General features: G+C 69.9%; 22 protein-coding genes. 16 read left to right on the top strand and 6 right to left on the bottom strand.

The window, feature by feature from the left end; genetic code table 11:
- Positions 1–12: 12 nt before the first annotated feature.
- From MKK54_RS17045 to MKK54_RS17035, 3 genes are all read right to left on the bottom strand, one after another.
- On the bottom strand, positions 13–432 hold the full coding sequence (locus MKK54_RS17045; RefSeq protein WP_244012392.1) for a helix-turn-helix domain-containing protein: 420 nt from the start codon (positions 430–432) through the stop codon (positions 13–15).
- Positions 433–590: 158 nt separating this feature from the next.
- Positions 591–764 carry a hypothetical protein gene (locus tag MKK54_RS17040; protein WP_244012459.1) on the bottom strand — a complete coding sequence of 58 codons (174 nt, stop codon included), beginning with the start codon at positions 762–764 and terminating at the stop codon, positions 591–593.
- Positions 761–946, bottom strand: a complete 186-nt coding sequence (locus tag MKK54_RS17035; protein ID WP_244012391.1) for a hypothetical protein — start codon at positions 944–946, stop codon at positions 761–763. The genes MKK54_RS17040 and MKK54_RS17035 overlap by 4 nt, the downstream gene beginning before the upstream one ends.
- 152 nt (positions 947–1098) lie before the next feature.
- On the opposite strand from MKK54_RS17035, the gene MKK54_RS17030 reads away from it, so the two are divergent.
- On the top strand, positions 1099–1308 hold the full coding sequence (locus MKK54_RS17030) for a DUF2735 domain-containing protein (RefSeq protein WP_244012390.1): 210 nt from the start codon (positions 1099–1101) through the stop codon (positions 1306–1308).
- Between the two features lie 63 nt (positions 1309–1371).
- Here MKK54_RS17030 and MKK54_RS17025 read toward each other — a convergent pair whose 3' ends face one another.
- Positions 1372–1626: a DUF6894 family protein gene (locus MKK54_RS17025; RefSeq protein ID WP_244012389.1), complete on the bottom strand. Its 255-nt coding sequence runs from the start codon at positions 1624–1626 to the stop codon at positions 1372–1374.
- 589 nt (positions 1627–2215) lie between these two features.
- On the opposite strand from MKK54_RS17025, the gene MKK54_RS17020 reads away from it, so the two are divergent.
- The 7 genes from MKK54_RS17020 (at position 2216) to MKK54_RS16990 (ending at position 10576) form a co-directional block, all read left to right on the top strand.
- Positions 2216–3085 (top strand): DNA-binding protein, encoded by an 870-nt coding sequence (locus tag MKK54_RS17020; RefSeq protein ID WP_409564199.1) that lies wholly within the window; start codon positions 2216–2218, stop codon positions 3083–3085.
- Positions 3086–3090: 5 nt separating this feature from the next.
- Positions 3091–4626 (top strand): M48 family metalloprotease, encoded by a 1536-nt coding sequence (locus tag MKK54_RS17015; RefSeq protein WP_244012388.1) that lies wholly within the window; start codon positions 3091–3093, stop codon positions 4624–4626.
- 472 nt (positions 4627–5098) lie between these two features.
- A complete protein-coding gene (locus tag MKK54_RS17010) occupies positions 5099–6370 on the top strand; it encodes an ATP-binding protein (protein ID WP_244012387.1) in 1272 nt (423 codons plus the stop codon).
- 32 nt (positions 6371–6402) lie between these two features.
- Entirely contained in the window at positions 6403–6780 is a 378-nt protein-coding gene (locus MKK54_RS17005; protein WP_244012386.1) for a response regulator, read from the top strand.
- 137 nt (positions 6781–6917) lie between these two features.
- Positions 6918–7580 (top strand): DJ-1/PfpI family protein, encoded by a 663-nt coding sequence (locus MKK54_RS17000; RefSeq protein ID WP_244012453.1) that lies wholly within the window; start codon positions 6918–6920, stop codon positions 7578–7580.
- Between the two features lie 310 nt (positions 7581–7890).
- On the top strand, positions 7891–8226 hold the full coding sequence (locus tag MKK54_RS16995) for a helix-turn-helix domain-containing protein (protein WP_244012385.1): 336 nt from the start codon (positions 7891–7893) through the stop codon (positions 8224–8226).
- An 877-nt stretch (positions 8227–9103) separates the two neighbouring features.
- The gene (locus tag MKK54_RS16990; protein ID WP_244012384.1) at positions 9104–10576 is read left to right on the top strand and encodes an amino acid permease; all 1473 of its coding nucleotides are present in this window, start codon (positions 9104–9106) and stop codon (positions 10574–10576) included.
- A 274-nt stretch (positions 10577–10850) separates the two neighbouring features.
- Here the strand turns inward: MKK54_RS16990 and MKK54_RS16985 are convergent, their stop codons facing one another.
- Positions 10851–13826 (bottom strand): FAD-binding and (Fe-S)-binding domain-containing protein, encoded by a 2976-nt coding sequence (locus tag MKK54_RS16985; RefSeq protein WP_244012383.1) that lies wholly within the window; start codon positions 13824–13826, stop codon positions 10851–10853.
- Positions 13827–13960: 134 nt separating this feature from the next.
- On the opposite strand from MKK54_RS16985, the gene MKK54_RS16980 reads away from it, so the two are divergent.
- Positions 13961–15010: a threonine aldolase family protein gene (locus tag MKK54_RS16980; RefSeq protein ID WP_244012382.1), complete on the top strand. Its 1050-nt coding sequence runs from the start codon at positions 13961–13963 to the stop codon at positions 15008–15010.
- A 48-nt stretch (positions 15011–15058) separates the two neighbouring features.
- Here MKK54_RS16980 and MKK54_RS16975 read toward each other — a convergent pair whose 3' ends face one another.
- Positions 15059–15877 (bottom strand): GntR family transcriptional regulator, encoded by an 819-nt coding sequence (locus MKK54_RS16975; RefSeq protein ID WP_409564198.1) that lies wholly within the window; start codon positions 15875–15877, stop codon positions 15059–15061.
- Between the two features lie 184 nt (positions 15878–16061).
- On the opposite strand from MKK54_RS16975, the gene MKK54_RS16970 reads away from it, so the two are divergent.
- The 7 genes from MKK54_RS16970 (at position 16062) to MKK54_RS16940 (ending at position 24848) form a co-directional block, all read left to right on the top strand.
- Positions 16062–17237: a pyridoxal-phosphate-dependent aminotransferase family protein gene (locus MKK54_RS16970; protein ID WP_244012381.1), complete on the top strand. Its 1176-nt coding sequence runs from the start codon at positions 16062–16064 to the stop codon at positions 17235–17237.
- 127 nt (positions 17238–17364) lie between these two features.
- Positions 17365–18687, top strand: a complete 1323-nt coding sequence (locus MKK54_RS16965) for an MFS transporter (protein WP_244012380.1) — start codon at positions 17365–17367, stop codon at positions 18685–18687.
- A 132-nt stretch (positions 18688–18819) separates the two neighbouring features.
- A complete protein-coding gene (locus tag MKK54_RS16960) occupies positions 18820–20043 on the top strand; it encodes a CaiB/BaiF CoA transferase family protein (protein ID WP_244012379.1) in 1224 nt (407 codons plus the stop codon).
- Positions 20040–20825, top strand: coding sequence for an enoyl-CoA hydratase (locus tag MKK54_RS16955; protein WP_244012378.1), 786 nt, complete (start codon positions 20040–20042; stop codon positions 20823–20825). The genes MKK54_RS16960 and MKK54_RS16955 overlap by 4 nt, the downstream gene beginning before the upstream one ends.
- Positions 20826–20851: 26 nt before the next feature.
- Positions 20852–21391, top strand: coding sequence for a gamma carbonic anhydrase family protein (locus tag MKK54_RS16950; protein ID WP_244012377.1), 540 nt, complete (start codon positions 20852–20854; stop codon positions 21389–21391).
- Between the two features lie 78 nt (positions 21392–21469).
- Positions 21470–22891, top strand: a complete 1422-nt coding sequence (gene pyk / locus MKK54_RS16945; RefSeq protein WP_244012376.1) for a pyruvate kinase — start codon at positions 21470–21472, stop codon at positions 22889–22891.
- A 247-nt stretch (positions 22892–23138) separates the two neighbouring features.
- Positions 23139–24848 carry an OFA family MFS transporter gene (locus MKK54_RS16940; protein WP_244012375.1) on the top strand — a complete coding sequence of 570 codons (1710 nt, stop codon included), beginning with the start codon at positions 23139–23141 and terminating at the stop codon, positions 24846–24848.
- The last annotated feature ends 277 nt before the right edge of the window (positions 24849–25125 follow it).

The following is a 25125-nucleotide window of genomic DNA, read 5'->3' as shown; positions in this document are numbered from 1 at the left end:
ACGGACGTTAGATCAGCCGCCGAGCTTGCGCTCGAGGGCCTGCACGGCGGCCACGATCCGCTGCTTATCCTGTTCGGAAAAGTGTTCGGCGACGTAGCGGGCCGCGACCTCGGCAAGTCCTTCCCAGGGATTGGCCGTCGCGGCGGGCGTGTAGGGCTGCTGCTCGGCCTCCGCGAAGCCGGGCGCCGCCGCCTCGCCGCCGCGGTCCATCCCGTCGAAGAAATAGGAGACCGGGATGCCCGTCATCCGGCTGAAGGTGTCGAGATGGATCGCGCTGATGCGATTGGTGCCCTTCTCGTATTTCTGCAACTGGGCGGCGGACATTCCGAAGCTCTGGGCCACCCGCTTCTGTGTCAGCGACGCCTTCTTGCGCTGCTCGGCGATCCGCTGTCCCACATAGACGTCCCGCGCGTCGGTCTTCTGCCCAGCCATTCCGCGTGCCCCGTGCTCCGCCCACGCCCGCGACGGCTCTCGATCGCGTCCAAACCCGTAGGCGCGGGACGGTAGGTCCCACCACCGCGCGCGTCAAACCCGCCGCGGCCCGGCGGGCGGATTTGTCCCTGGCGCCGGCCCGATGATCGCCGCCGCCGTCACGCCAGATCCCGCTTGAGGGCATGCGCGACGCGGCCCCACCCCGCCTCCGCATCGGGATTGCGCAATTCCCGCATGCCGGGTGCCCGGCCGGTCGTCAGGAAGACGATCAGCGTCAGAGCCAGAACCACCCGGGTCCTGGCCGTCTCGGACATCATCGTATGGGACGTCACGGTTTTCCGCCTTCAGCCCGCAAGCCGATCCGCCGGCTCGAGGGCGTGCGGTCTAGCTTCGGCTCGGGGCGGCGGCGTTGCGCCAGCGCACACGCGTCCGCGACGACCCCTTCGGTGGAGGCCCCGGCGTCGAGCAGGGTGAAGAAAGCGTTACGTCCGAACGGCCCCGGTTCGGTCAGCATTCATGACCGAAGATGGAAGAATGTTCGGCACGCCTATATTTCTCGCAACATGACGCTTTCTACGCCGACCAGCGATGCAAAGGCGGGCAGACGTGCCTATACTCTAATCCTGACTGGGTGCGAGGGCAGCGCACAAAAGGACATCCACCTTCATGACGACGGGACATCATCCGCACACGGCGACGATCCTTCCCTTTCCCGGCCGGGCACGAGCCTCGGGCAAGGACGAGGGCCACGGGGCGCGGTCGACCGGATCGGCGGGCGGCGCGGGCAAGACGCAGCGGATCGCGCGGCCGGACTTCACCGACAGCTGGTATCATCAGGCGGCGATCGACGAGGCCTCGCACGGCCGCAAGCCCTGACGCCGCCCCGCCGCGACGGGGCGCCATCCCGCGGCGCTTTCCGCGCCGCGGCCCTCCGACCGCTCAGTGCAGCCGTCCGTCCCCAGGCCCGGAGAGCATCGCCTCGGCGAAGGGAAATTCGAGGATCACGTCGCCGCTCTCATCCGTGACGACGAGGCAGGCGCCGATCAGGCGCGCCTGATTGCCGGGCTCGGCCATGGCGGCCCGAATCGTGTCGCGCGCCACCTCCCAGGCCCGGTCGGGGTCACGCAGGTCCGTGCCTTCGGCATCCGCGACGCGATCGTCGCCGATCCGGGTATGGAAGAAGTAGCGGGGCATGCGTGCCGATCCGGGCGCAGCGGAACGCGCTGCGAAAAAAAGCGGGTGGCGTCCCCGGCAGGTCTCGAACCTGCGACCCCAGGTTTCATCCCACTTCGGCTTCCGCCGCCGCAGCCCGCGCGGGCTGCGTTCGTGGTCTGGACTATCCCTTCACCGTAGGCCCCGTCGCCGGGGCCCTTAGGTGCCGCCCGTCTAGTCTCTACACCGTCCCGGCGCCCCGCGAGGCGAGACATCCGGGCTTGGCTCGGGATCGGCTGCGTCCACGGACCCGTGGGCGGTGAGCGTTCCCCGAATTTGAGCGGATCCGCCGCGCGGTTTCCCCTCGCGACGCCCAATTTTGACTTTAGGAAACCTGTGCTCTGTCCAGCTGAGCTACGGAGACTCACCGAGGGCGTCCTAGCATCATCGCGCCGGCCCGCCAACCGGCGCGTGCCGCGCGATCGCGCCGCGAATGGCCCGCCGACCTGTGGCGATCCTGCCGCAATGCGGGGCGAACCGTCGTCCCGGAGGCTCCGCCTTCCTTGCCTGGGCCGGTATCCGGGCGGCACAATACGAACGGATTCGCACACAACCTTCGGGAGCCGACTTCGTGGGGGGCGCGCAGCGACGATCGCCGATCGGACCGGGAGCGCTGCTCCTCGGCGCCCTGGCGGCGCCGGGGTCAGCGGGTCCGGCCCCGGCCGCCGCTCCCGAGTGCCGGGAGGCGCCCGCGCGCACGGACGTCCTCGCCGGCCTCGGGCCGCGCGGCGAACTGCACCTCGCCTCCGGCGCCCGCGCCGTGCTCGACGGCATCCACTGGCCCGAGCCCGGCCCCGAGGCGGAAGCGGCGGAAGCCCGCCTCCTCCGGCATCGCGGCCGCCGCCTCACCCTCGTGGCGCGGGGCGAGACCGACCGTTGGGGCCGGGCGCATGTCGACGCCAGTGCGGATGCCGGTGTTCTGCCCGGGGGGCGGAGCGAGGACGCGGAGGTCGCGGATCTCGCGGCCGGCCTGGTGGAGGCCGGGCTCGCGCAGGTCGATGCGGGGGAGCGTGACTCCCTGTGCCGGCCGGCCCTCCTCGCCGTCGAGGCGGGTGCCCGCCGGGCGGGACGGGGCATCTGGAACGCGACGGGGCCGGGGGTCCGCGACGGCGCCGCGCTGCGGGCCCGGATGGGCCGGTTCGTGGTCGCGGAAGGCGCGGTGCTGTGGGTCGGCGAGCGGGCGCGGCGGACCTATCTCGACTTCGCGCGAAAGGGTGAGAACGGGCTCACCGTGACCGTGTCGAAACGCACTTGGCGCCAGTTGCAGGAACGTGGTTTGAGTGCCGCGAACCTGCGGGGCCGGCAGGTCCGCGTGCGGGGACGGCTCGAGGCGTGGCGCGGCCCGACCCTCGACGTCGCGAGTGCCGACATGATCGAAATCCTGCCCGCCGAAGGTCCGGCGGCCGAAGTCCTGGATGGGGAGCGGGCGCAGCGGCGCTGAACGGCATGGCCTCGATCCCGAATCTCCGCCCGACCCTCCGCGCCGGACCGACACCCGGCGGCCCCCGGCGCACGTGCGCCTGGACCCACACTCGCACCCGCATCTGGTCCGCCACGGCCCTGCTCGTCCCCCTGCTGCTCTCGGGCTGCATCGGCGACCAGACCGGCGCCACGGTGCAGCCGGCCGCCATCGCGGTACCGCGCGAGGCGCCGCGCACCACGGGCCGCGAGCGCAACAGCTCGGATGCCGACCACGCCAAGCTGGTCTCCTCCTTCGGCGGCGAGTACCGGGCGCCCACGAGCCTCAGGCTCCTCACGGAGGTGACCGACCGCCTCGTGCGGGCCACCGAGCGCCCCGAGGAGACCTACGCGGTCACCCTGCTGGATTCGCCCGTCGTCAACGCCTTCGCGCTGCCGAGCGGCCGGCTCTACGTCACGCGTGGGCTGCTCGCCCTGGCGAGCGACACCTCCGAGATCGCGGCGGTGCTCGCCCACGAGATCGCCCACGTCACCCTGCGCCACGCCACCGCGCGCACCGAGTTGGCCCTGCGCTCGCAGCTCGTCAGCAAGGTCGTGGCCGACGTGCTCAACGACCCCGTCACGGGCGCCCAGCTCCAGAACCAGTCGAAATTCGCCCTGGCGCGCTTCTCGCGCGACCAGGAGCTTGAGGCGGACGGCGTCGGCGTGCGCACGCTCGCCCGCGCGGGCTACGACCCGTTCGGCGCCGGGCGCTTCCTCACCGCCCTGAACCGGACCACGGCGCTGAAGACCGGCACCGGCCTGGCGGGCGAACCGGACATGCTGGCGACCCATCCGGGCACCGCGGAGCGCGTCACCCTGGTGACCCGCGCCGCCCGCCTCATCGGCGCGCCGGGCCTCGGCGTCGACGAGCGCGCGCGCTACCTCGCGGCCATCGACGGCATCGCCTACGGCGACAATCCCGGCGACGGCCTCGTGCGCGGACGCCGCTTCCTGCATCCCGGCCTCGGCATCGCCTTCGAGGTGCCCGAGGGCTTCTCGATCGAGAACACCCGGAACGCGGTGCTCGGCACCACGGGCGAGGGCAGCCGGCGCCTGCTGTTCGACCAGGTCGAGAGCCATGCCGGCCAGGGCCTCGACGCGGTGCTCAAGGGAACCTGGAACGACGTCATCGAGCCCGGCTCCCTGGAGGCGCGTGTGGTGGCGGGCAATCCGGGCGTGACCGCCCTGTCGCGCGGCAAGGACTGGACCTTCCGCCTCGCCGCGATCCGGGTGGGCGACACCACCTTCCGGATGATCATGGCCGCCAAGGGCAGCACCGATCCGGACGGCGCCTTCCGGCGCTGGACCGAGAGCCTGTCGACGCTCGACCCCGCCGAGACCCGCGCCTTGCGCCCCCTGCGGCTCGCCGTCGTCACCGCCGGCCCCGGCGAGACGGCCGAGGCCCTGGCCCAGCGCATGGCGGTGCCCGACAAGGCCCTGGAGCGCTTCCTGGTGCTCAACGGCCTCGAGCGCGGCGCGAGCGTGCGGACCGGCCAGAGCTACAAGATCGTGGTGGAATAGCCCCGCCGGCGCTGAGCCTCGGACCGGCCGGAACGATGCCTGCCCGGAACGGGAAGACGCCGGCGAAGGCCGCGCCGCGCCGCCGCGTCGTGTTCTCGGCACGCGATCCGGGGCGTTCGCGCCTGATGCCAGACCTCGGTGAGACCGACTCGGCGAGGTCTGCCCGCGCGACCGCGCGGCGGCGGGCGTCCGCCGAACCTCGATGAGCCCGACCTATGGGTCGGGCTCATCGAGACCCAGTATGACATACCTTAACCAAGTCGGCCGAAGACCACGATCGAGACCGCCTTGATAAAAGTGTATCGCGCGTCCGATTTGAACTGAATAAGTTCATTTTAGGCGAGACCTCTCGACTTTGCGAAGCCGAATCAACTTCTGGCGACAAGATTTCCGGCTATAGGATGTGCGGCATTCCCCTCCGCCGCGGCCGCCCTCGGCGCGCGGCCGAGCCCATGATCCGTCGAGACCCGATATGCTCGAGACCCTGACCGGCTTCCTCGATCGAAGCAGCCTCGCGCCGCACGGGATCTGCCTCCTGTGGCGGCCGGAGTTGATCTGGACCCACGTGGTATCGGACGCCACCATCGCGCTCGCCTATTTCACGATTCCCGTGGCCCTCGGCCTCTTCGTGACGCGGCGTCGCGATATCGCGTTCCGATGGATGTTCTGGGCCTTCGCGGTCTTCATCATGGCCTGCGGCATCACCCACCTGTTCGCGATCTGGACGCTGTGGGTGCCGGACTACGCGGCCGAGGCCGCGGTCAAGGCGGTGACGGCCTCCGGCTCGATCGTCACCGCGGTCCTGCTCTGGATGCTGCTGCCCCAGGCGCTCGCCCTTCCCTCGCCCGAACAGCTGCGCAGGGCCAATGCCGACCTCGAGGCGCGCGTGTGCGAGCGCGACGCGGCCCTCGAGGCCCTGCGCGAGGCCTATGCCGAGCGCGACCGCGCCGAGGACATGCTGCGCCAGAGCCAGAAGATGGACGCGATCGGCGCCCTCACCGGAGGCGTCGCGCACGATTTCAACAACCTGCTCGGCGTCGTCATCAGCAACCTCGATCGCATCGAGCGCTTCCTGCCCGCCGAGAGCGGCGCCCGCCGCTCCCTGCGCAGCGCCATGAGCGGGGCCGAGCGCGCCGCCGCGCTGGTGCAGAAGATGCTGGCCTTCGCGCGGCGCCAGCCCCTCCAGCCCGTCCCGGTGGAGCCGAACCGGCTCATCGGGGACCTGTCGGAGCTCCTGCGCGGCGCGCTCGGGACCGTCGAGATGCCCGAGATGGCCCTCGCGCCCGATCTGTGGCCCGTCCGCGTCGATCCCAACCAGCTGGAGAACGCCCTCCTCAACCTCTCGGTGAATGCCCGCGACGCGATGCCGGGCGGCGGGCGCGCCGTGATCCGCACCCGCAACGTGCCGGCCGCCGAGGCCGCCGACATCGCCGGACTGCACCCCGTCGATCACGTCGGGATCGCGGTGGAGGACCAAGGCAGCGGCATGAGCGCGGAGGTGATCGCGCGGGCCTTCGAGCCGTTCTTCACCACCAAGGCCGTGGGCGAGGGCACCGGCCTCGGCCTGTCCCAGGTCTTCGGCTTCGCCAAGCAATCCGACGGTCATGCGGAGATCGTCAGCCACCCGGGCAGCGGCACCACCGTCTGGCTCTACTTGCCACGGGACCGAACCGGGCTATCGTCGGCGCAGCCGGGGGCGGAGGCTGTACGGACCTCTCCCCCACCGTGCCTCGGCTTCGCGTGACGGAATCTTGACGTGACGGAACCCTGTCGACGATGAGCGGCCCCCCCAAACTCCAGATCCTGCTGGTCGAGGACGAGGCCCTCCTGCTCGAGGTCATCACCGCGGACCTCGAGGATGCGGGATTCGGCGTGTTCCAGGCCGAGACCGCCGAGGGCGCCATGAACATCCTTAGGGCTGGCTCGTCGGTCGACCTTCTGTTCACGGACATCCGCCTGCCCGGCCAGATGGACGGATGGCAGCTCGCGGAGGCCGCCCGGACCCTGCGGCCCGACCTGCCGGTCATCTACGCGACGGGCTTCTCCCAGACGCCGCCCCGGCTCATCGACGGCAGCCTGTTCTTCACCAAGCCCTATCGCGCCACCGCCATCATCCGGGCGATCCAGTCCCTCACGGCCGCGCCGGGGGCGTGAGCCGCGCGCCCCGCCCGAGCCGGCGCGCCTTCGCCGCCGCCGCCCTCGCGGCCGGGACGTCGCTGGCCGTCGCCACCGCGCGGACGCGGGCGGCGGGGCGGGCGGCGGAGACGGAGACCGGCCCCCTGCGGATCGCGATGCTGCTCTATCCCGGCATGACCGCCCTCGACCTCGTCGGCCCGCAGGCGCTGCTGGCGGGGATCGCGGAGGGCGGCTTGCGCCTCGTGGCGCGGGCGGCCGGGCCCGTGCCCTCCGACACCGGCCTCGTCCTGATGGCCGGCGACGATTTCACAACCTGCCCGCGCGACCTCGACGTGCTGTTCGTGCCGGGCGGCGACGGCACCCCGGCGCAGATGCGCGACGCCGAGACCCTCGCCTTCCTGCGCGACCGGGGCGCGCGGGCGGCCTGGGTCACCAGCGTCTGCACCGGCTCCCTGATCCTCGGCGCGGCCGGGCTGCTCGAGGGCTACCGCGCCACCTCGCACTGGTGCGTGCGGGACCGCGTGCTGCCGCGCCTCGGCGCGATCCCGGTGAACGAACGCGTGGTGTTCGACCGCAACCGCGTCACGGCGGCGGGGATCTCGGCGGGGCTCGACTTCGCCCTGGCCCTCGCGGCGCGCCTGCGTGGACCCGATTCGGCCCGCACGAGTCAGCTGGTCGCCGAATACGCCCCCGCGCCGCCCTTCGCGGCGGGAACGCCGGAGGCGGCCGGCCCCGCGATCACCGCGCGGGCGCGGGCGATCCTCGCGTCCCTGATCGCCGAATCCGAAGCCGCCGCCGAGGCGAGCCTGCACCGGTAAAGCGGAGGCGGCCCGGAACCCGGCCATGCCATGATTCGCCGTTTGCCAGCGTCTGCGGCATGCGCAAAGATTGAGCACCGAGATCGCGGGCCGACCCTGGACGCCACGAGTCCGGCCATAGCTGCTGGCGTGCCCAATCGGCTTGGAGCATGGAAGACGTGGCGGCACTTGTGGAGACCGCCGCGCCTGTCTCTGGCAAGCGGAACTAATGTAAGAAGCGCATCACGTAACATGAATTTTTTGCTTCATTTCGCTTGACGAATTTTTCAGATCGCTGCATATATCAATGACAGATCGTACGAGGCGCTTAATGGCCACTCGAACTATGGCAGAGCGTATAAAGTGCAAAAGGGAATCCCTTGGGCTTTCCAAAGCGGATTTAGCGCGTGCCGTTAATGTAACAACGACGGCCGTTTGGAATTGGGAAGAAAATGGCTCAAAACCGCGCAAAGACGTTCTGCAGGAAATAGCAAAAGCTCTGCAAGTAAGCCAGGAATACATAATAAGCGGAGATAAGTCCGACAAGGAAAGCCTAGCTCAAGCTCCGGCCGAGATAATTAGGCTTGCCGAAATAAAAATAGCGGCACTAAACGGTGTTCCCGCTGATAGAGTGAAACTTCGACTTGAGATACTTCCTGAAAAATAGATGCAATCTAATTATATAAATCTTTAAAAGCGAAGGGCGAGCTTTTTCAAGCTCGCCCTCACCTTAGTCCCGTCCTTTGGGGGTGTGCGTCAAAGCGCAGTGACCGGGTCCTGAGGCTCACCATGCCTACATAGAGCGGTCCAGCGTATGATGCAAGAGATTTTTGGTGAAAACCAAATACTTACCCGCTCCTTAAAAATTTCTCTAAGTTCTCCGAGATTTGCGAGGTATTTATCGGCCTCTAGAGGCGATGATGTTAGGGCAATATGCCTATATCATTGGAACTCAAAGCTTTCTCAAGCGATGTATATCTATCTGCAGGCTTGGGAAGTATGCTTCCGCAACCGCATGAATGAGTTTCTCTGCTGGAAGTATAGTCCCGCCTGGGCATATGACGAGCGAAAGGCACGGAGACAATTGACCCGCATGGATCTATCCCGGCTGCAGGATGCGGTGGGTCGCCAAGAGAGGTCGCGAGGAATTTCACCCGCTCCTCTACCTTCGATTGTTGCTGACCTCTCGGCAGGATTTTGGGTTTCTCAACTTTCTAGGAGCTATGAGGTGCCTCACGTCTGGCGCTACAACTTAGCGCGCATTTTCCCACATGACGCCGCATTGCAAATACGATCGGCTTGGACAATTTCTGATGAGCTTCTATCTTTGAGAAACCGCATCGCTCATCATGAACCCATCTTCTGTCTACCTTTGGAGCAACGGCACCGTGATCTCCAGCGGATTGTAGCTGCAATGTGTCCTGCAACTCACGCCTTTGCCGAAGCATCCTGCACATTCATGTCTGCGTGGAACGATCGCCCCTAATTTCAAATTGAGACATTACCCGCTTCCGACCAAGATTGATCAGGAATAGGACGAACCCATGGCGGCAGGCCTCGCGGGCGACCTCACGCGGACGAAATCGCTGGAACGGCTGAACAGCGACGCGGAGGGCGGTGAACACAAGCTCGCCCGCACCCTGGGCCCCTGGAGCCTGATCGCGCTCGGCATCGGCGCGGTGATCGGCGCCGGCCTGTTCTCGCTCACCGGCATCGCGGCGGCCGAGCACGCGGGCCCGGCGGTGGTGATCTCCTTCGCCATCGCCTCCATCGCCTGCGCCTTCGCGGGCATGTGCTACAGCGAGCTCGCCGGCATGATCCCGGTGGCGGGCTCGGCCTATACCTACGCCTACGCCACCATGGGCGAGTTCGTGGCCTGGATCATCGGCTGGGACCTCGTGCTCGAATACGCGGTCGGCGCCGCCACGGTCTCGGTGAGCTGGTCGAGCTACGTCACGCGCTTCCTGCGCGACACGCTGGGCATCAACCTGCCGCCCAGCCTCGTCCACTCGCCCTTCGAGACCTACAAGCTCGCCGACGGGGCAATGGCGCACGGCCTCGTCAACCTGCCGGCGATCCTCATCATCGTGGCGGCCTCGGCGCTCCTGATGATCGGCATCCGCGAATCCGCCCGGGTCAACGCCGTCGTGGTGCTGGTGAAGCTCGCCGTGGTGGCGGTCGTGGTCGGCGTCGGCCTGTTCTACATCAAGGCGCAGAACTACGTGCCGTTCATCCCCGAGAACACCGGCACCTTCGGCGAGTACGGCTGGAGCGGGATCATGCGCGGGGCCGGCGTGGTGTTCTTCGCCTATGTGGGCTTCGACGCGGTCTCGACGGCGGCGCAGGAGGCCAAGAACCCCCAGCGCAACATGATGATCGGCATCCTGGGCTCGCTCGCCATCTGCACGGTGATCTACATCGCCTTCGCGGGCGTGCTCACCGGCCTCGTCCATTACGACCAGATGCGGGGCGACGCCGCCCCGGTGAACACCGCCATCGCGCAGACGCCGTTTCCCTGGCTGCGCAGCCTCGTGACGCTGGGCGTCATCGCGGGCTTCTCCACGGTGATCCTGGTGCTGCTGCTCGGCCAGAGCCGCGTGTTCTATTCCATGAGCCAGGACCGGCTGCTGCCGGGCTTCTTCTCGAAGATCCACCCGACCTGGAAGACGCCCTACCGCTCGAACCTGTTCTTCATGGTGTTCACCAGCGCGCTCGGCGGCTTCCTGCCGATCAGCCAGCTCGGCCACATGACCAGCATCGGCACCCTGCTCGCCTTCATCCTGGTCTGCGTCGGCGTGATCATCCTGCGCCGGACCCAGCCCGATGCGCGGCGCGACTACCGGACCCCTCTGGTGCCCCTGGTGCCGATCCTCGGCATCCTGAGCTGCTTTGCCATGATGGTGTCGCTGGACGGGGAGACCTGGCTGCGCCTCGTCGTCTGGCTCGCCATCGGTCTCGTCATCTATTTCGGCTGGAGCCGGCGCCACAGCCGCATCGGGCGCGAGGAGGCGGCGTGACACCAGACCTCGATGAGGATGCTCATCGAGGTCTGGCATCTTACTGTTTCGGCCTGATCCGTTCGGTGATGTGGTGACTCGCGGGTCCCCTCTCCTTCCAGGAGAGGGAGCCCGTCGCGTCTGATCGTTCCGAAGGGAGCAACCGGAACCGGCATAGGACAGCCGCAGGGCTCGCCTCCAGCGACCCGGAATGACCGGGTGGCGCCCCATCCGATCGCCTCGCCTTTCGGCGGATCGCGCCTGTCACGACCGGGGTGATCCATCGAAGAGCGGATCAGGGCATCCCGGCCGGCGAGGGCGCCCCGGAGGGATCCAGCAGAGCCGCGTCGAGCACCCGCGCGACGTGGCGGGCCTCGAGCCCGAGGCCGTCGTGGATCTGGTGGCGGCAGCTGGTGCCGTCGGCGACCACGAGGTCGTCGGGGCCCGCCTTGCGCAGGGCCGGGAACAGCGACAGCTCGGCCATCGCCAGGGAGACGTCGATGGTGTCGGCGCCGTAGCCGAACGCGCCCGCCATGCCGCAGCAGCTCGACTCGATCATCCGCACGTCGAGCCCGGGCACCGCGCGCAGCACCGTCTCGACCGCCCCCATGGCCGCGAAGGCCTTCTGGTGACAATGGCCGTGGAGATGGGCCACCCGCCCGCGCTGGTCCGCGAGCGGCAGGGCGATGCGCCCGGCCTTGAGGTCCACGGCCAGCAACTCCTCGAAGAGGACGCTCGCATTGCCGAGTTCGGCCGCCTCGGGGCCGGGCAGCAGCGAGGCGAACTCGTCCCGGAAGGTGAGCAGGCAGGAGGGCTCGAGTCCGACGACCCGGGCGCCGGCCCGCACGTAGGGCAGCAGCGCCGTCAGCGTGCGCCGCGCCTCCGCGCGGGCCCGATCGGTCTGGCCCGAGGCCAGATAGGTGCGTCCGCAGCAGAGCGGACGCCGCCCCCGGCTCGGGAAGACGCGGTGCAGGCGGTATCCGGCGGCGATCAGGACCCGCTCGGCGGCCTCCAGATTCTCGCGCTCGAAGGCCCGGTTGAAGGTGTCGCCGAACAGGACGACGTCGCGAAAATCGCCGGTGACATCCGCCGGATGCGCCGGCTCGCCCCCCTCGCTCCAGGGCCTGCGCCATTGCGGCAGGGTCCGGCGCGCGGAGAGGCCGACCAGGCGCTCCGACAACCGGGCGAGGGCGGGCAGGCGATCGCGCAGGTTCAGGAGGGGGGCGAGCCGCGCGGCCGTGCTCGCGTAGAGCGGCAGGGCCGCCACCAGCCGCTCCTTCAGGGGCAGGCCGTGCCGGGCGTGGTAATGGTGCAGGAACTCGATCTTCATCTTGGCCATGTCGACGCCGGTCGGGCATTCGCGGCGGCAGGCCTTGCAGGAGACGCAGAGATCCAGGGTGCGCTTCATCTCGGGGCTGGTGAAGGCATCCGGCCCGAGCTGCCCCGAGATCGCCAGCCGCAGGGAATTCGCCCGGCCCCGGGTGAGGTGCTGCTCCTCCCCGGTGACGCGATAGGACGGGCACATCGCGCCGCCGGCGAGCTTCCGGCAGGTGCCGTTGCTGTTGCACATCTCCACCGCGGGGCCGAAGCCGCCCCAATCCGACCAGTCGAGGGCCGGCGCGTCGGGCTTCGTCACGGCGTAGCCGGGCTGGAAGCGCATCAGCGAACGGTCGTCCATCCGCAGGGGGCGGACGATCTTGCCGGGGTTCAGCCGGTTGTCCGGATCGAAGCCGTCCTTCACCGCCTCGAAGGCGCGGGTCAGGCGCGCGCCGAACATCGGCGCGATGTATTCCGAGCGCGAGATGCCGTCGCCGTGCTCGCCGGAATAGGAGCCCTTGAAGCGGCGGACCTCGGCGCTCGCCTCCTCGGCGATGGCCCGCATCTTGGCGACGTCGCCGCCCTGCTTCATGTCGAGGATGGGCCGGACGTGCAGGCAGCCGACCGAGGCATGGGCGTACCAGGTGCCGCGCGTGCCGTGCCGGGTGAAGACCTCGGTCACCGCGTCGGTGTAGTCGGCCAGATGCTCCAGCGGCACCGCGCAATCCTCGATGAAGGAGACGGGCTTGGCGTCGCCCTTCATCGACATCATGATGTTGAGGCAGGCCTCGCGCACCTCCCAGACCGACTTCTGCCGGACCGGCTCGGGCACCTCCACGACGGCCTGGGCGAAGCCGTGATCGCTCATGCAGGCGTCGAGGCGCTTCAGGTCGCGCAGCAGCGCGTCGCGGTCGTCGCCCGCGAACTCCACCAGCAGCAGGCAGTTCGGCCTGCCCCGCGTGATGTCGGCGAGCGTGGTGCGGAACAGCGGGATGTCGGCGCCCAGCACCAGGACGTTGTTGTCGACGAGCTCGACGGCCACGGGCCCGAGATCGACCAGCGCCTTCGTGGTCTCCATGGCGGAGCGGAAGGAGGGAAAGTGGCACACGCCCATGACCCGGTGGGCCGGCAGGCGCGACAGCTTCAGGGTCACGCCGGTGGTGGCCGCCAGCGTCCCCTCCGAGCCGACGAGGAGATGGGCGAGGTTCGGGCGCGGCTCGATCAGGGCGTCGAGGTTGTAGCCGCCGACCCGGCGCTGGACCTGCGGAAACCGCGCCAGGATCTCGGCGCGCTCCGATTCGGCGAGGGCGAGCATGGCGGCGGCGAGCGATTCGGCCCGGCCGGACCCGGTCACGCCCGAGGCGTCGTTGCCGGTCAACCCGAAGCCGAAGGCCGCGCCATCGTGGAACAGGGCCTCCATCGCGAGGACGTTGTCGCTCATCTTGCCGAAACGGAGCGAGCGCGCGCCGCAGGAATTGTTGCCCGCCATGCCCCCGATGGTGCAGCGGGTGGCGGTGGAGGGCTCCACGGGGAAGAACCAGCCATCGGCCTTCACCCGCGTGTTGAGGCGCTCCAGCACCATGCCGGGCTGCACCGTGACGGTGCCGCGCTCCGAATCGTAGGCGGTGATGCCGTTGAAGTGGCGCGAGCAATCGACCACGAGGCCGTGCCCGATGGGCTGGCCGTTCTGCGAGGTGCCGCCGCCGCGCATGATCACCGGGACGTCGTGCTCGGCGGCGATCTTCAGGGTGGCGGCGATGTCGGCCGCGCTCCGGGGGAAGACCACGCCGGCCGGCACGATCTGGTAGATCGAGGCATCCGTGGCGTAGCGGCCCCGGGTGAAGGCGTCGAAGCGGGCCTCGCCCTGAAGGGCCTCGGCGAGCCGCCGTGCGAGCCCGGCGTTCTGACGGGTCGCCGCGCGGGGCGTGGTCGCGGGCTCAGCCGTGGCGGTCATGCTTCATCGTCCTCGCGTGGCGGAAAACGGCTCCACGCCCGAAAGCTCGGGTCCGGCGGGCGGGAGCGGGATGGCGGTCGCAGCCATTCGGGCTAAGATATGGGCCAAGTTTTGTATTCAAACGGACTCGCACGATGATCGACCTGTTCAGCGACACCCAGACGCGGCCGACGGCGGGAATGCGCGCCGCCATGGCGGAGGCCGAGGTGGGCGACGAGCAGTCGGATTCCGATCCGACGACCCTGGCCCTGTGCGCGCGGGTGGCGGACCTGCTGGGCCTGGAGGCCGGCGTGTTCATGCCGTCCGGCACGATGTGCAACCTCGTCTCGATCCTGGTCCAGACGCGGCCCGGCGACGAGATCGTCGTGGACGACCAGTCCCACATCTACAACACGGAGGCCGCCGGCTCGGCGGCCGTCGCGGGGGTGTCGGTGGCGGCCCTGAAGACCCCGGCGGGGGTCTACACCCCGGAGGCGTTCGAGGCCGCCATCCGGGCGCCGGCGCGCACGGCGCCGCGCTCGGCCCTGGTCTCCATCGAGCAGACCACGAGTTTTTCCGGCGGATCGGTCTGGGCGCTGGAGGACATGCGGCGCATCCGCGACATCGCCCAGGGGCGCGGGCTGAAGGCGCATATCGACGGCGCCCGCCTCCTCAACGCGGTGGCCGCCACCGGCATCCCGGCCCGGGACTACGCGCAGGGGTTCGACAGCGCCTGGATCGACCTGAGCAAGGGCCTCGGCTGCCCGGTCGGGGCGGTGTTGTGCGGAACGCGCGACTTCGTCGTGCAAGCCTGGCGCTGGAAGTACCGGCTCGGGGGCGCCATGCGCCAGTCCGGCATCCTGGCGGCGGCCGGGCTCTACGCCCTCGACCACCATCTCGACCAGCTCGGCCGCGACAACGCCAACGCCGCGCTGCTGCGCGACCGGATCGCGGGGGCGCCGGGGCTCGCCATCGAGGCTGGGGCGGCCCAGTCCAACATCCTGTGCTTCTCGGTGGAGCCGCTGGGCGTGACGGCCTCGGATTTCGCGAAGGCCTGCCTGGCGCACGAGGTCCGGGTCCGGGCGATCGGCGCGTATCAGATCCGCGCCACCACCCATCTGGAGGTGGACGAGGCCGGCATCCTGCGGGCCGCGGCGGCGATCCGCGCCGAGGCCGAGCGCCTGTCCACCCCGCGCGGGGATTGAGGTCCGACGAAGCCCTGCGACCGACCGGGAGGCTGCCATGGCGCGCGGTCAGCCAACGGCCGGAGCCGGCGCGGCCGTCTCTTTCGCGCCCGTCTCCTGCACGGCCGCCTCTTGCACGGTCGTCCCTTGCACGGTCGTCCCTTGCACGACCGTCTCCTGAACGGCCGCCGCCTTGCGCTTGTTGCGCAGGTGCCGGAACAGGATGTCGCTGAGTTCCGGGCCGGCGCGGCGGCGCAGGGCGTCGAGGATCTCCTCGTGCTCGCGCATGGCCTCGCCCCAGCGGTCCCGGTTCTTGTCCAGGTTGGCCGCGTAGCGCACCCGCCGCAGGCGCCCGGCGAAGTTGGCGTAGGTCGTCGCCAGGGGTTCGTTGTCGGCGGCCTCGACGATCCGGTCGTGGATCGCCTGGTTGCAGGTGAAGTAGCCGTGCAGGTCGCGGCGCAGGTAGGCGGCGTACATGTCGTGGTGCAGGCGCTCGATCACCGCGTAGCCGGACTCGGTGATCTTCTCGCAGGCGAGCCGGCCGGCCAGGGCCTCGAGACCGCCCATGACGTCGAAGAGCGCGACCATCTCGTCGGCGCCGAGCTGGCGCACCCGCGCGCCCCGGTTCGGCAGGAGTTCGATCAGCCCCTCCGAGGCCAGGACCTTGAGGGCTTCGCGCAGGGGCGTGCGCGAGACGCCGAAGCGCTCGCACAGGGCCCGCTCCGGCACCCGCGCCCCGGGGGCCAGATTTCCCTCGACGATGTAGTCGCGCAGATGCGCGAGCAGGGCGCCGTGCAGCGATGCGCCCCATGCGACGCCGGCCGGGGGTACAGGCTGCGTGGCAGCGCCCGCGTCGGTCGCGGAATCCAGGGTGGAATCAAGCATCATCGTTCCATTTCTAGCAGCCTCGCATGCCGAGGTCGAGCAGAACGGTTCGCAAAATAGTGCTTGTGTCTTCCAAAAATGAATGCAATTTTCCGCTCCATCAAACCGAACGAGCGCCGGATCGCCGACGATCCCGATCGCCATACGGGCGACGCGCGCCGTCTCCAAAACAGCCTGCGAGGCCCCGATGACGACACGGACCGGACGCCACTTCCTGCACATTCCGGGGCCGAGCCCGGTGCCCGAGCGCGTCCTGCGCGCCATGGACATGCCGGTGATCGACCATCGCGGGCCGGACTTCGCCAAGCTCGGCCGGGCCGTGCTGGAGGGGTCGCAGGCGGTGTTCCAGACCCGGTCGCCGGTGATCCTCTATCCGGGCTCCGGCACGGGGGCCTGGGAGGCCGCCATCGTCAACACGCTCTCGGCCGGCGACCGGGTGCTGATGTTCGAGACCGGCCACTTCGCCACCCTGTGGCGGGGGATGGCGGCGCGCTGGGGCATCGAGGTCGAGTTCGTCCCGGGCGACTGGCGCCGCGGCGTCGACCCGGCACGCGTCGAGGCGATCCTGGCCGAGGACCGCGCCAAGTCCATCAAGGCCGTGATGGTGGTCCACAACGAGACCTCCACCGGCGCCACGAGCCGGATCGCCGAGATCCGCCGGGCCATCGACCGGGCGAACCATCCCGCCCTGTTCCTGGTCGACACCATCTCGGGCCTCGGCTCGGCCGAGTACGCCCACGACGCGTGGGGCGTCGACGTCTCGGTGAGCTGCTCGCAGAAGGGCCTGATGCTGCCGCCGGGGCTCGGCCTCGTGGCGCTCTCGGACAAGGCGCTCGCCGCGACGAAGACCGCGACGCTGCCGCGCTCCTACTGGGACTGGCAGGAGATGCTCAAGCCGAACGCGGCCGGATACTTCCCCTACACGCCCGCCACCAACCTGCTCTACGGCCTGCGCGAGGCCATCGCCATGCTGCTGGAGGAAGGCCTGCCCCAGGTCTTCGCCCGCCACCAGCACCTCGCCGCCGCCACCCGGGCCGCCGTCGAGGCCTGGGGCCTGGAGGTCCTGTGCCAGGAGCCCGCGGATTATTCCCCCGTGCTCACCGCCGTGGTGATGCCGGAGGGCCACGACGCGGACGCCCTGCGCAACCTGATCCTCGAGAAGTACGACCTCTCCCTCGGCACCGGCCTCGCCAAGGTCGCCGGCAAGGTGTTCCGCATCGGCCATCTCGGCGAGACCAACGATCTCACGCTGATGGCTGCTCTGTCCGGCGTCGAGATGGGCCTCAAGGCCGGCGGCGTCCCGCACGAGCGCGGCGGCGTGCTGGCCGCCATGGACGCCCTGCGCACCGGGCTGGACGATTAAGGAGACCGTCCCTCCCCCTCGCGGGGAGGGGAACGGCCCGGACGACACCGAACATCCACGCACCGCCCTGACAACAGCCCGGCGATCAGATCGGGCGGGGGGACGCGTTCAACCGGAGGAACCCCCGATGACGCCTGCCAATGGACGCGTCCCCGCGTCGGCCACCACCAAGAAACGCGTCTCTGCGTCGAACATGGTGCTGTTCCTGCTCTGCCTGATGTATTTCGTCACCTATCTCGACCGGGTGAACATCGCCACGGCGGGCGGCGAGATCATGAAGGATCTCGGGATGTCGAACACCCAGTTCGGCCTCATCCTGTCCGCCTTCGCCTACCCTTACGCCATCTTCCAGGTCATCGGCGGCTCGGTCGGCGACAAGTTCGGGGCGCGCCGCACGCTCCTCGTCTGCGGCCTGATCTGGGCCTCGGCGACGATCCTCACGGGGTTCGTCGGCGGCCTCGTCAGCCTGTTCCTCGCCCGCGTGCTCCTCGGCTTCGGCGAGGGCGCGACCTTCCCCACCGCCACCCGCGCCATGCAGAACTGGACGGCGCCGGGCAAGCGCGGCTTCGCGCAAGGCATCACCCACGCCTTCGCGCGGCTGGGCAACGCCGTGGCGCCGCCCATCGTGGCCTTCCTGATCTATCATGTCGGCTGGCGCCTCGGCTTCGTCGTCCTCGGCGCGGCGAGCTTCGCCTGGGTCGTGGTCTGGTATCTCTACTTCCGCGACGATCCGAAGGATCACCCCCGCATCACCCCGGAGGAGCTCGCGGTCCTGCCGGAGCCGCGCAAGGTCGGCGCCAAGCAGACCATCCCCTGGGGGCGGCTGACGATGCGCATCCTGCCGGTGACGCTGACCTATTTCTGCTACGGCTGGACCCTGTGGCTGTTCCTCGGCTGGCTGCCTAGCTTCTTCAAGCTCAATTACGGCCTCGACTTGAAGAGCTCGGCCCTGTTCGCCTCCGGCGTGTTCTTCGCCGGCGTCGTCGGCGACACCCTGGGCGGCGTCTTCAGCGACCGCATCCTCAAGCGCACCGGCAACCTCAAGCTCGCCCGGCTGAGCGTCATCGTCGTCGGCTTCCTCGGGGCGGCGGCGAGCCTGACGGGCGTGTTCTTCACCAAGGACCTGACCCTGGTGGCGCTGCTGCTCAGCTCGGGCTTCTTCTTCGCCGAACTCGTCATCGGCCCGATCTGGTCGGTGCCGATGGACATCGCGCCGACCTATTCGGGCACGGCCGCCGGCCTGATGAACACCGGCTCGGCGGTGGCGGCCATCATCTCGCCGATCGTGTTCGGGATGATCGTCGACATGACGGGAAGCTGGACCCTGCCCTTCGTCGGGTCCATCGGCCTCTGCCTGCTGGGCGCCGGCCTCGCCTTCACCATGCACCCGGAGCGCCCCTTCGAGGAGGAGCCGGCCGCACCCGTCGGGCGGGCGGTGCCGGCGGAGTAGCGCCCCGGATCTCACCCTTTCCCCGCCGTGGGAGAGGGTGCCCGCGGAGGGGGAAGCGAACGGACCCTCACATCCAACGCCGCCTCGCACGGGGCGGGAGAGCGACGCGAGCCACACAGGGAACCGAGCACGATGGACGAACCCGTGCACGACACACCCCGCCCCCTCCCCCTCGCGGGCCTGCGCGTCCTCGACGTGACGCAGGTGATGGCGGGGCCGGTCTGCAGCATGCTGCTCGCCGATCTCGGGGCCGACGTGATCAAGATCGAGCCGCCGGGCACGGGGGACCAGACCCGGGGCGCCATGGGGTTCAAGATGAAGGGGCCCGACAGCATGGGCTTCCTCAACATGAACCGGAACAAGCGCAGCCTCGCCCTGAACCTGAAGAGCCCGGCGGGGCGCGACCTGCTCCTCGACATGGCGGAGAGCGCCGACATCGTGGTGGAGAATTACCGCCCCGGCGTCATGGCCCGGCTCGGCCTCGGCTACGAGGCGATGCGGGCGCGCAACCGGGGTCTGATCTATGCCAGCATCTCGGGCTTCGGCCAGACCGGCCCCTGGGCCAAGCGTCCGGGCTACGACCTGATGGCCCAGGCGATGTCGGGCGTGATGAGCGTGACCGGCCATCCCGGCGGACCGCCGGTCAAGGCCGGCGTGCCGGTGGCGGATATCGGCTGCGCGCTCTTCGCGGTCTACGGCATCCTGAGCGCCTATATCGGCCGGCAGGCCGGCGGCGAGGGCCAGTACATCGACGCCTCCCTGTTCGACTCGGCCCTCGCCTTCTCGATCTGGGACGTCTCGGAATACTGGGGCACGGGGCGGATTCCGGAACCGCTCGGCACCGCCAACCGCATGAGCGCGCCCTACCAGGCCGTGCGGGCGGCGGACGGCTACTTCGTCATGGGGGCGACGAACCAGAAGCTCTGGCGCCTGCTTTGCGACACGCTCGGCCGCGAGGACCTGTTCACGGATGCACGCTTCCTCGACATCGCGGGGCGGCTCGCCAACCGCGAGGCCCTGATCGCGGAGCTGGAAACGAGCTTCGCCGCCAAGGACGCGGAGGCCTGGGTGGCCGACCTCCTCGCCGCCGGCATCCCGGCCGGGCGCATGAACACCTACCCGGAAGCCTTCGAGAGCGCGCATGGGCGCCACCGCGAGATGCGCATCGAGGTGCCGCACCCGATCGAGGGCAGCGTGCCGAACATCGGCTTCCCGGTGAAGCTTTTGGGCACGCCCGCGCGGGCGCGGCGGCACGCGCCCCTGCTCGGCGAGCATTCGGACGAGATCCTGACCGAACTCGGTCTCTCGGCCGAGGCGGTCGAGGCCCTGCGCGCCGCCGGAGCCTTCACCGCATGAGTGCGATCCCCCACGAGGGCGCGGTCCGCTACCGCGTCGAGGGCGGCATCGCCCACCTCACCTTCGATCGCCCGGCCGCGCGCAACGCGATGACCTTCGCGATGTACGATGCCCTGGCCGAGGGGCTGGCGCGCATCGAGGCCGACCCCTCCGTGCGCGTCGCGGTGCTGCGCGGGGCCGGCGGCAAGGCCTTCGTGGCCGGCACCGACATCGAGCAGTTCGTCGGCTTCACCGGGGCGGACGGCGTCGCCTACGAGGCGCGCATCGAGGGCTACATCGCCGGGCTGGAACGCGCGCGCGTGCCGACCGTGGCGGTGATCGAGGGCTTCGCGGTGGGCGGCGGCCTCGCCATCGCCAATGCCTGCGACATCCGCATCGCGGAGGCCGGCGCCCGCTTCGGCGTGCCGATCGCCCGGACCCTCGGTAACTGCCTCTCGCCGGCCAACCTGCGCCGCCTCACCGCGACGCTGGGCCGGAGCCTCGTCGGCCGCATGATGCTGCTGGCCGAGATGCCCACCGCCGAGACCCTGGCGCCGCTGGGCTACCTCGCCGCCGTGACGGAGCCGGGCGGGCTCGAGGCCGAGCTGGCCAAGGTCTGCGAGCGCCTCCTCGGCCATGCCCCGGTGACGATGCGGGTGACCCGCGAGATGCTGCGCCGCCTCGAACGCGACCCCGAGGCCGAGGCGACGGACCTGATCGCGGAATGCTATGGCAGCCGGGACTTCGCCGAGGGCGTCGCGGCCTTCGTGGCCAAGCGCCCCGCCGCCTGGACCGGCGGCTGACCCGGGACTTCGACCAAGGACGATCCATGACCCTCTACGCGCTCGGCCCCCACCACCCCCGGCTCGCCGACGCGGCGCGCGCCTGGATCGCGCCCGGCGCCCACGTCATCGGGCAGGTCCAACTCGGCCTCGACGTCTCGATCTGGTTCGGGGCGGTGCTGCGGGGGGACAACGACACGATCCGGCTCGGCGACCGCTGCAACGTCCAGGACGGGGCCGTGCTGCACGCCGATCCGGGCTTTCCGCTGGAACTCGGCGACGACGTCACCGTCGGGCACCGCGCCATCGTGCATGGCTGCACCATCGGGGCCGGGTCCCTGGTGGGCATGGGGGCCACCATCCTCAACGGCGCCCGCATCGGCCGCAACTGCCTCGTCGGCGCCAACGCCCTGGTGACCGAGGGCAAGGTGTTCCCGGACAACAGCCTCATCGTCGGCGCCCCCGCCAAGGCCATCCGCACACTGGACCCCGACGCGGCGGCCGGGCTCGCCCGGACGGCCGGGAACTACGTCGCCAACGGCCGCCGCTTCGCGGCCGATCTGCGGGCGTTGTCCGACGGGACCTGACATCGGCGGCGCGCAAGTCTAGCCTCGCCGCCGCGATTCTCCTTGCCCAGAAGGCGGCCGTTCGCGGCCGGATGAGCCATGCGCCGCAACCGCCACGCCAAGATCGTCGCCACCGTCGGGCCGGCTTCCTCCTCGCCCGAAATGCTGCACGCCCTGTTCCTGGCCGGCGTCGACACCTTCCGCCTCAACTTCAGCCACGGCAGCCAGGACGACCACGCGACGGTGCATGCCGCCATCCGCGCCCTGGAGCGCGACGTCGGCCGGCCCATCGGCATCCTGCAGGACCTGCAAGGGCCCAAGATCCGCCTCGGCACGCTTGCCGGCGGACGCCTCGACGTGGCGCCCGGCGAGCGCCTGCGCTTCGTCCTCGAGGGCGCCGAGGGGAACCGCGACGCGATCCCGCTGCCGCACCCCGAGATCTTCGCCGCCATCGCGCCCGGCCAGGACCTGCTCATCGACGACGGACGCGTGCGCGTGCGCGTCACCGGCCTGACCGCCGACAGCCTCACGGCCGAGGTGGTGATCGGCGGCGCCCTCTCGAACCGCAAGGGCGTCAACCTGCCCGGAACCCTTCTCGACGTCTCGCCCCTGACGCCCAAGGACCGGGCCGACCTCGCCTTCGGCCTCGACCTCGGCGTCGACTGGGTGGCGCTGTCCTTCGTGCAGAAGCCCTCCGACGTGATCGAGGCACGCGGGCTGATCGGGGACCGGGCCGGCATCATGACCAAGGTCGAGAAGCCCCAGGCCCTGGAGCGCATCGCGGACATCATCCGCCTCTCGGACGCCGTGATGGTGGCGCGCGGGGATCTCGGCGTCGAGATCCCGCACGAGGACGTGCCGGGGCGCCAGAAGGAGCTCATCCGCGCCTGTCGCCTGGCCGTGAAGCCCGTGGTGGTGGCGACGCAGATGCTCGACTCGATGGTCTCGGCCCCGACGCCGACCCGCGCGGAAGCCTCGGACGTCGCCACCGCGATCTACGACGGGGCGGACGCGGTGATGCTCTCGGCCGAATCCGCCACGGGGCGCTTTCCCGTCGAGACCGTGGCGATGATGGCGCGCATCATCCACCGCACCGAGACGCACAAGCTCTACCGCTCGATCATCACCGCGTCCGATCCCGGCGAGGAGGAGACCCCGCCCCACGCGGTCGCGACGGCCACCGCCACACTCGCCGATGCGGTGGGGGCGGCGGCCATCGTGGCCTACACCCTGAGCGGCACGACCGCGGCCCGGGTCGCGCGCCGCCGCCCGGAGGTGCCGATCCTGGCGCTGACGCCGGATGAGGCGACCTCGCGCCGGCTCTGCCTGCTCTGGGGGGCGCACAGCGTCCGGGCGGACGAGGTCGACACCTACGAGGCCATGGTGGCGGGCGCGGTCGCCCACGCCGTGGAGGAGGGCTTCGCCAGGGCCAACGACCGCGTCGTCATCGCCGCCGGCATCCCCTTCGCGGTCGCCGGCACCACCAACAACATCCGCATCGCCCAGGTCCCGCCGGCCTGAGCCTTCGCTCGGACCCGACGCTCGTTCTCGTGCGCGCGGTGTCCGTGGTGGCGCGAGATCGCCGTGCGAGATCCGCGGGCCGGCGTCGTGAAAGTCGGCACAAGCCCGGACAAACCGCGCCCGATGACGCTCGGATGCGGCTCGTCCGTCGGATCTTCCGGCCTCGAGGCATGGCGCCACGTTTCGGAGCGTGTATTAATCCTCGGAAAAATGACCGCTGATGGTCATCTACGGGGAGAGACTGGACATGAATGTTCGCGTCGGTGACGCGTCCCTCGCGGACGCGCGCGCACCAGGCTGGCTCTCCCGCGAAAACATCATCGCCAAGCCGGGCTTCAACCGCTGGCTCGTGCCGCCCGCGGCGCTCGCCATCCATCTCTGCATCGGGATGTCCTACGGGCTGTCCGTGTTCTGGCTGCCGCTGTCGCGGGCGCTGAGCGTCGGCCAACCGGCCCCCGCCGCATGCCCGGACATGGGCCTCGCCACGGCCCTGTTCACGACGACCTGCGACTGGCGCGTCAGCGACCTCGTCATCGTGTTCTCCATCGGCATCGTCATGCTGGGCCTGTCGGCCGCGGTGTTCGGCGGATGGCTGGAGCGGGCCGGGCCGCGCAAGGCGGGCCTCGCGGCGGCCCTGTGCTGGGGCGGCGGCTTCCTCATCGGTTCGGCCGGCGTCTATCTCCATCAGCTCTGGCTGATCTGGCTCGGCATGGGCCTGATCGGCGGCATCGGCCTCGGCCTCGGCTACATCTCGCCGGTCTCGACCCTGGTGAAGTGGTTCCCCGACCGGCGCGGCATGGCCACCGGCATGGCCATCATGGGCTTCGGCGGCGGGGCCATGATCGGCTCGCCCCTGGCGACCCTCCTCATCAACACCTTCAAGACCCCGAACGCGGCCGGCGTCTGGCAGACGCTGGCGGTGATGGGCGGCCTCTACATCCTGGCGATGCTCTGCGGCGCCTTCGGCTACCGGGTGCCGCCCGCCGGCTGGCAGCCGGAAGGCTGGACCGCGCCGGCCTCGAAGAGCGCGATGATCACCTCGGGCCACGTCCATCTCGACAAGGCCCACAAGACCCCGCAATTCTGGCTGCTCTGGGCGGTACTCTGCCTCAACGTCTCGGCGGGTATCGGCGTGCTGGCGCTCGCCTCGCCGATGCTTCAGGAGATCTTCGGCGGCGCGCTGATCGGGCAGCCGGGCCTCGGCTTCGCGCAGCTCGATGCCGGACAGAAGACGCAGATCGCCGCCGTGGCGGCCGGCTTCGTCGGCATGCTCTCGCTGTTCAACATCCTCGGCCGCTTCTTCTGGGCCTCGATGTCGGACAAGATCGGCCGCAAGGTGACCTACGCCACCTTCTTCGCGCTGGGCTGCGTGCTCTACGCGGCGGCCCCCTGGGCCGCCGGCATCGGCTCGAAGGCGCTGTTCGTGGCGTTCTTCTGCGTGATCCTGTCGATGTATGGCGGCGGGTTCGCCACCATCCCGGCCTACCTCGCCGACGTCTTCGGCACGCAGTTCGTGGGCGCCATCCACGGACGGCTCCTCACCGCCTGGTCGACGGCGGGCGTGGTCGGCCCCTTCGTGGTCACGGCGATCCGGCAGGCGCAGGTGGATGCGGGCATCCAGGGCGCCGAACTCTACACGCGCACGATGTACATCCTGGCGGCCTTCCTGGCGGCGGGCTTCGTGGCCAACCTCCTGGTCCGTCCCCTGGCGGCGCGCTGGTTCATGAGCGACGCCGAACTCGCCGCCGTCTCGAAGGCCGGTGTCTCGAAGGCAGGTGTCTCGAAGGGCAGTGTCTCGAAGGGCGGTGTCACGGGCGCGCCCGGCCGGGCCGGCGATTTCGGCATCGGACGCGGAGGCCTGACGACGCTGGCGCTCCTCGCCTGGATCGCGGTGGGCGTTCCCATCGCCTGGGGGATCTGGACCACCCTCACCAAGGCGCTGATCCTGTTCGGCTGAGCGGTTCGGGACTCACGACAAGGAGGCGGGGGCCCCGTCGCGGCCCCCGCCTCCCTCGCTTCGTTCGGCCTCTCGGACCGGGTCCGGCTGATCCCTTCGGGATGGCGGATTCGGGCTTCGATCAGGCGGAAGACGGTCTCATACCAAATCCGTGTGATTAGCTCGGCATGGTTTGCTGGGGCCACCAGTGGAAGAGGGTGTTGGCGCGCAGGGTGTCTGGCTGGGCTTCGAGGTGTCGGCAGCGTTGCTCGATACGGTTCTGGACCTCGGGTAGCCG

Origin of the sequence: Methylobacterium sp. J-068, from assembly GCF_022829445.1 — a bacterium.
In the GTDB taxonomy this organism is placed as follows: domain Bacteria; phylum Pseudomonadota; class Alphaproteobacteria; order Rhizobiales; family Beijerinckiaceae; genus Methylobacterium.
This window is presented reverse-complemented; position numbering and strand designations above follow the sequence as displayed.